The sequence below is a fragment of the Bradyrhizobium sp. USDA3010 genome (assembly GCF_056429065.1).
The window spans coordinates 1-4,150 of the sequence record NZ_JBWJZD010000101.1 but is presented as its reverse complement, the minus strand read 5'-3'; the positions used below and the strand labels follow the sequence as shown (position 1 = coordinate 4,150).

General features: G+C 60.1%; 4 protein-coding genes and 3 pseudogenes. 3 read left to right on the top strand and 4 right to left on the bottom strand.

The genetic code is table 11. From position 1 onward, the window contains the following. From AC066Y_RS42925 to AC066Y_RS42915, 3 genes and pseudogenes are all read right to left on the bottom strand, one after another. A pseudogene (locus AC066Y_RS42925) lies at positions 1-172 on the bottom strand (IS256 family transposase); the annotation flags it as partial. A gap of 25 nt (positions 173-197) precedes the next feature. Beyond that, positions 198-383, bottom strand: a complete 186-nt coding sequence (locus tag AC066Y_RS42920; protein ID WP_478279097.1) for a hypothetical protein — start codon at positions 381-383, stop codon at positions 198-200. Positions 384-878: 495 nt separating this feature from the next. Next, positions 879-1,487: a phasin family protein gene (locus AC066Y_RS42915; RefSeq protein WP_478279096.1), complete on the bottom strand. Its 609-nt coding sequence runs from the start codon at positions 1,485-1,487 to the stop codon at positions 879-881. A gap of 195 nt (positions 1,488-1,682) precedes the next feature. Between AC066Y_RS42915 and AC066Y_RS42910 the strand changes: the two are divergent. Next, positions 1,683-2,530, top strand: a pseudogene (locus AC066Y_RS42910) (IS630 family transposase); the annotation flags it as partial. 347 nt (positions 2,531-2,877) lie between these two features. On the opposite strand, the pseudogene AC066Y_RS42905 reads toward AC066Y_RS42910, so the two are convergent. Beyond that, positions 2,878-2,997 (bottom strand): annotated as a pseudogene (locus AC066Y_RS42905) (ATP-binding protein); the annotation flags it as partial. Between the two features lie 384 nt (positions 2,998-3,381). Between AC066Y_RS42905 and AC066Y_RS42900 the strand changes: the two are divergent. Then, on the top strand, positions 3,382-3,534 hold the full coding sequence (locus AC066Y_RS42900) for a hypothetical protein (RefSeq protein ID WP_224497196.1): 153 nt from the start codon (positions 3,382-3,384) through the stop codon (positions 3,532-3,534). After that, positions 3,509-4,150 (top strand): recombinase family protein (locus AC066Y_RS42895; RefSeq protein WP_478279095.1); only part of this gene is annotated, 642 nt, incomplete at its 3' end. The genes AC066Y_RS42900 and AC066Y_RS42895, both read left to right, overlap by 26 nt.

The following is a 4,150-nucleotide window of genomic DNA, read 5'->3' as shown; positions in this document are numbered from 1 at the left end:
GTCGCGACCGTGGCGCGGCCCGCAGGCCGCCACAACATCCGCCTCCATCGTCGTGCCGAGCGCCTTGATCCCTGCCGCAAGGCAACCGATCGAAGCTCGCTCGCACTTCCGCAAACGCTTCGTCCACAGCCCCGGTCGCCGGCCAACCAGCCGGTGTGATGCCACCGTCAATCGCGGCTACCACCCTTTGGCGAAGATCAACCGAAAGCGCCCTGGCCATACATGCTGGCCTCCCTTGCCAGCATGCAGCTTGAATCTGACTCGCGCCGTTTTGGGAATCCCCACCCGATTCTTTCCGTCGGAAAATGCTCTGGTGTCATACTTTCGATCTGGGCAATGCGTTTCTTAACTTCGGCGCGCAAGTTGGTAGTCTTTTTAGACATCGTCAAATCCTGATGCTCCACGGAGTCCAGCCCGAAAGGCTACCGACGTTTGACGGTACAGCATCAACATTGGATCGGGCTCCTACCTACTCTTGGGGGGCGACCGGATCAAGTCTAGAGGGCAGGCAAGAGCTCTATCGCGCCGAGCAAGATGAAACCGACGCGACGGCTTACGCCATTCAAGGCTGCCGACCTCCAAGAGATAAATCGAAAGCACGACCTTCTGTTAGCCCGGCATTCAGGGCGCCGCATCCCACGGGCCCACGACGGAACGATCATGACAAGTCGCTCCAATGAGCGTTGGTGCGTAACGGAGAATCCAAGGGGCGCTGCCAATTCAGAGACTGGCCTTAACTCGACATTGCGTTTACAGCGGTAGCCTTGGTTTTCTCAAAAGTCTCACTCCCAAGGCGGCAAGAGCAACCGACAAGCAGCGCTCGTTTTCCAGCCGAACCTGTATGCCCGTTAGGCGGAGAGCCGGACTTCTTCCATACTTCACTTGATCTGCTTTCCGGTTTCGTCGGCCACTTTGAGCGACAGGTCGGCGATCCGACGGCTACCTTCCAGAGCAATTTCCACAGACTTCCGCACAATATCACTTTGTGCGGCTACAAATTCCTGAGGGGTCCGGCAGGTCCACAGCTGGCTGATGTAGTCCATGTTCTTCCCGACTTGATGCCGAACCATCTGGCTGTACTCTTGAGAAATTCCATTCATCACTTTGGCAGCAGCATTACTGGTGTGAAGGATCTTTTGCGCGTTGCGCGCCGACCGTTCCGTTGCGTCTTTTGCCTGTTGCACCCCTTCTCCTGAGACCCCGAGCGTGCGACCAAGTTGCTCGATAGAGCGTCCCACGGCTAAGGTCGTCGCTTCCAGGCCGATCCGCCATGCGTTCTGCACCGTCTCAACGTTCTGCTTAAGAAAGTTGGAAGTTGATCGGGCCGTTTCTTCTCCGGCTTGAGCGGCACCTTGCCCGACATGCGCAGTCTGATCAGCTGCAGCTTGTCCGGTACGGCTGGTCTGCTCGGCAGGCCGCTCGCCGGCACGGCGAGCTGCATCATCTGTCCCTGGTGTAGACTTGTCGTCCTGGCGTAAGTTTGCCATGCTTGTTCTCCATTCTCTGCGAGTTCCTGACTTGCGTAGCACCGTCAATTGCACTTTTCAGGCCCTTCTGGCCTTATGTTCAGGACAGGTTTCTTCCAAAACGGCTCTACTTACTTAGCTGAGAACTGAGAACAGCGAACCTACTAATTCTAGTACCCACTTTTCTTGGAACGTGAGTCGTGATTCAAGATATGGATGATCCCCGAAGCAAGAGAAGTCCACCTTTCGCGGAAAGATCGCAAGGTGCTGGAGGCGGGTTGTCGCTCGCCGGTGACGTTGCAGCGCGATTTGAAGCGGGCGCGGATAGTTCTGTTGGCGGCGGACGGACGCAGCACCCGGCCGATCGCCAAGGAAGTCGGGGTCCAGCCGCGGATTGTCAGCCTTTGGCGGCATCGCTATGCCGACCATGGCCTTGAAGGGCTGCAAGACAAGCCGCGGCCGGGCAAGCAGCCGATTTATACGAAGACGACCGACAAGCGGATTCTGAAGCTGCTGGACCAACCGCCGCCGGAGGGGTTCGCACGTTGGACCGGGCCGCTGCTGGCCGAGGCGCTGGGCGATGTTGACGTCCAATATGTCTGGCGGTTCCTGCGCAACCACAAGATCGACCTTGTGGTTCGCAAGTCCTGGTGCGAGAGCAGAGCAATGACCCGTACTTCACGGCCAAGGCCGCCGATGTTGTCGGCCTCTACGTCGCCCCGCCCGCGAGGGCCATTGTGCTATGCGTGGACGAAAAGCCTTCGATCCAGGGTTTGGAGCGAGCGCAGGGCTATCTGAAGTTGCCCAATGGCCGCGCCTTGACCGGTCAGAGACACGACTACAAGCGGCATGGCACGACAACGCTGTTTGCGGCACTCGAGGTTGCCACCGGAAAGATCATCGCGACGCATTCAAAACGGCGGCGTCGTGTCGAGTTCCTCGACTTCATGGACAGCGTCACCGCTGCATTTCCGGACCGCCAGCTTCACGTCATCCTCGACAACCTCAACACCCACAAGAAGAACGAGCCCTGGCTCAAGGCCCACCCCAATGTGCAATTTCATTGAAATGCTCGCCGGCGCTGGACAGGCGCGGCGAAGGTGCTTGATGAAGGCGATGTCGCCGCTCTATTCGGGCTGGAGATGGCCGAAATGCGGATTCCGATGATCTCGCCCGGGTGTACCGATTTGATCTCGCCCAGGATTCCGAGATGATCTCGCCCACCATTCCGATTTGATGTCGCCCGGGGCGCGAGGCGTTCTGGCTGTCTGGTTTCTGGCATCGGCGAAGCCGCGTGGTCAATCTTGAATCGCGGCTCGAAGGACTTGTTTTTTGCTGCTCCTGCTGTGGGCATATGGGCAACGCCCTTCGCGTTGTCCAAGCGCAGCGGCATGTCCACAGGGCCACGGGCTCAGGCCTTTCGGCCAGGCTTACGGGTTCGCCGCAGGCTCTCGCCGTTGAGATCGATCCGGTGGGCGTTATGGACCAGGCGGTCGAGAACGGCGTCGGCATAGGTGGGGTCGCCGAACACGGCAGAGTACCCCTATTCTTGAACGGGTCGTGTCTCACGTCACGATCACTGACCCGCATCATTTCCTATTTGGGCACCGGCTTGAGGTGCTGAAGGAGCGGTCGGGACGCGGTCCCGCCTACGTTGTTGTCGCGCTGCCGGACGGACGGCGGCGGGGGGTTCGGATCGCGTCGACGGACCTTACCGAGACGTCGATCGCTTTCCGCCCGAACGCGGCCGACCTGCCGCGCATCAGTGTACGGACGCTGATCCCATTGATGCAACATTTGAGCGCGAGTCTGAGCCGTCTCGATGAGAAGGTGATTCGCGATGACCCACCGACCGCTCCCAGGTCGCGTTGCGTATCGACCCCTGCCAACGTTGGCAAATCCATCCGGCCGTCCGATGGCCGACATTCCGCGCCTCTGGCCGAATCTGTCGACCGCGACGCAAACCCAGATTGCTCAAACGATCGCCGCGCTGATGCGGCGAATGCAAGCGATCCCCGGCACGCCCGGAAGGGGACTGGGTCGTGCTGATCAGCTCGACCGTCGCTGACGAGCGGCTCACGACGGCTCACCGAGCCAAGTTGGCCTATGTCTACGTGCGGCAGTCATCCGTGAACCAGGTGCGCCAGCATCAGGAGAGCACCGAGCTGCAGTACCGCCTTGTCGATCGCGCCATCGGTCTGGGCTGGCCGCCCGAGCGCGTCCAGGTGATTGACGAGGATCTGGGCAAATCCGGTGCTGGCGGCGTGGACCGTCATGGTTTCCATAAGCTCATTGCCGAGATCGGCCTTGGCAACGCCGGTCTCGTGGTGAGTCTCGACGCTTCGCGCTTGGCCCGCAATAACCGGGACTGGCATCAGCTTCTCGAACTGTGCTCGGTGTTCGGCGTGCTGATTGCGGATGGCGAGCGGCTTTACGATCCGCGCGCCTATCACGACCGCCTGCTGTTGGGCCTGTCCGGCATCATGAGCGAGGCGGAGCTGCATCAGCTTCGGATGCGCCTTCACCAAGGGGAACGGCAGAAGGCGGCGCGGGGCGAACTGCGGCTGCCGCTGCCGGCCGGGCTCGCCTACGATCGAGCGGGCACAATTGTTCTCAATCCGGATGAGGAGGTGCGCGCCCGTCTTCATCTCGTGTTTGCTAAATTCCGGGAACTGCAAAGTGCG

Bases quoted from the DNA above. Each gene is read 5' to 3' on its own strand.
- AC066Y_RS42900 (WP_224497196.1), top strand. From the start codon at position 3,382: ATGGCCGACATTCCGCGCCTCTGGCCGAATCTGTCGACCGCGACGCAA.
- AC066Y_RS42920 (WP_478279097.1), bottom strand. From the start codon at position 383: ATGTCTAAAAAGACTACCAACTTGCGCGCCGAAGTTAAGAAACGCATT.
- AC066Y_RS42915 (WP_478279096.1), bottom strand. From the start codon at position 1,487: ATGGCAAACTTACGCCAGGACGACAAGTCTACACCAGGGACAGATGAT.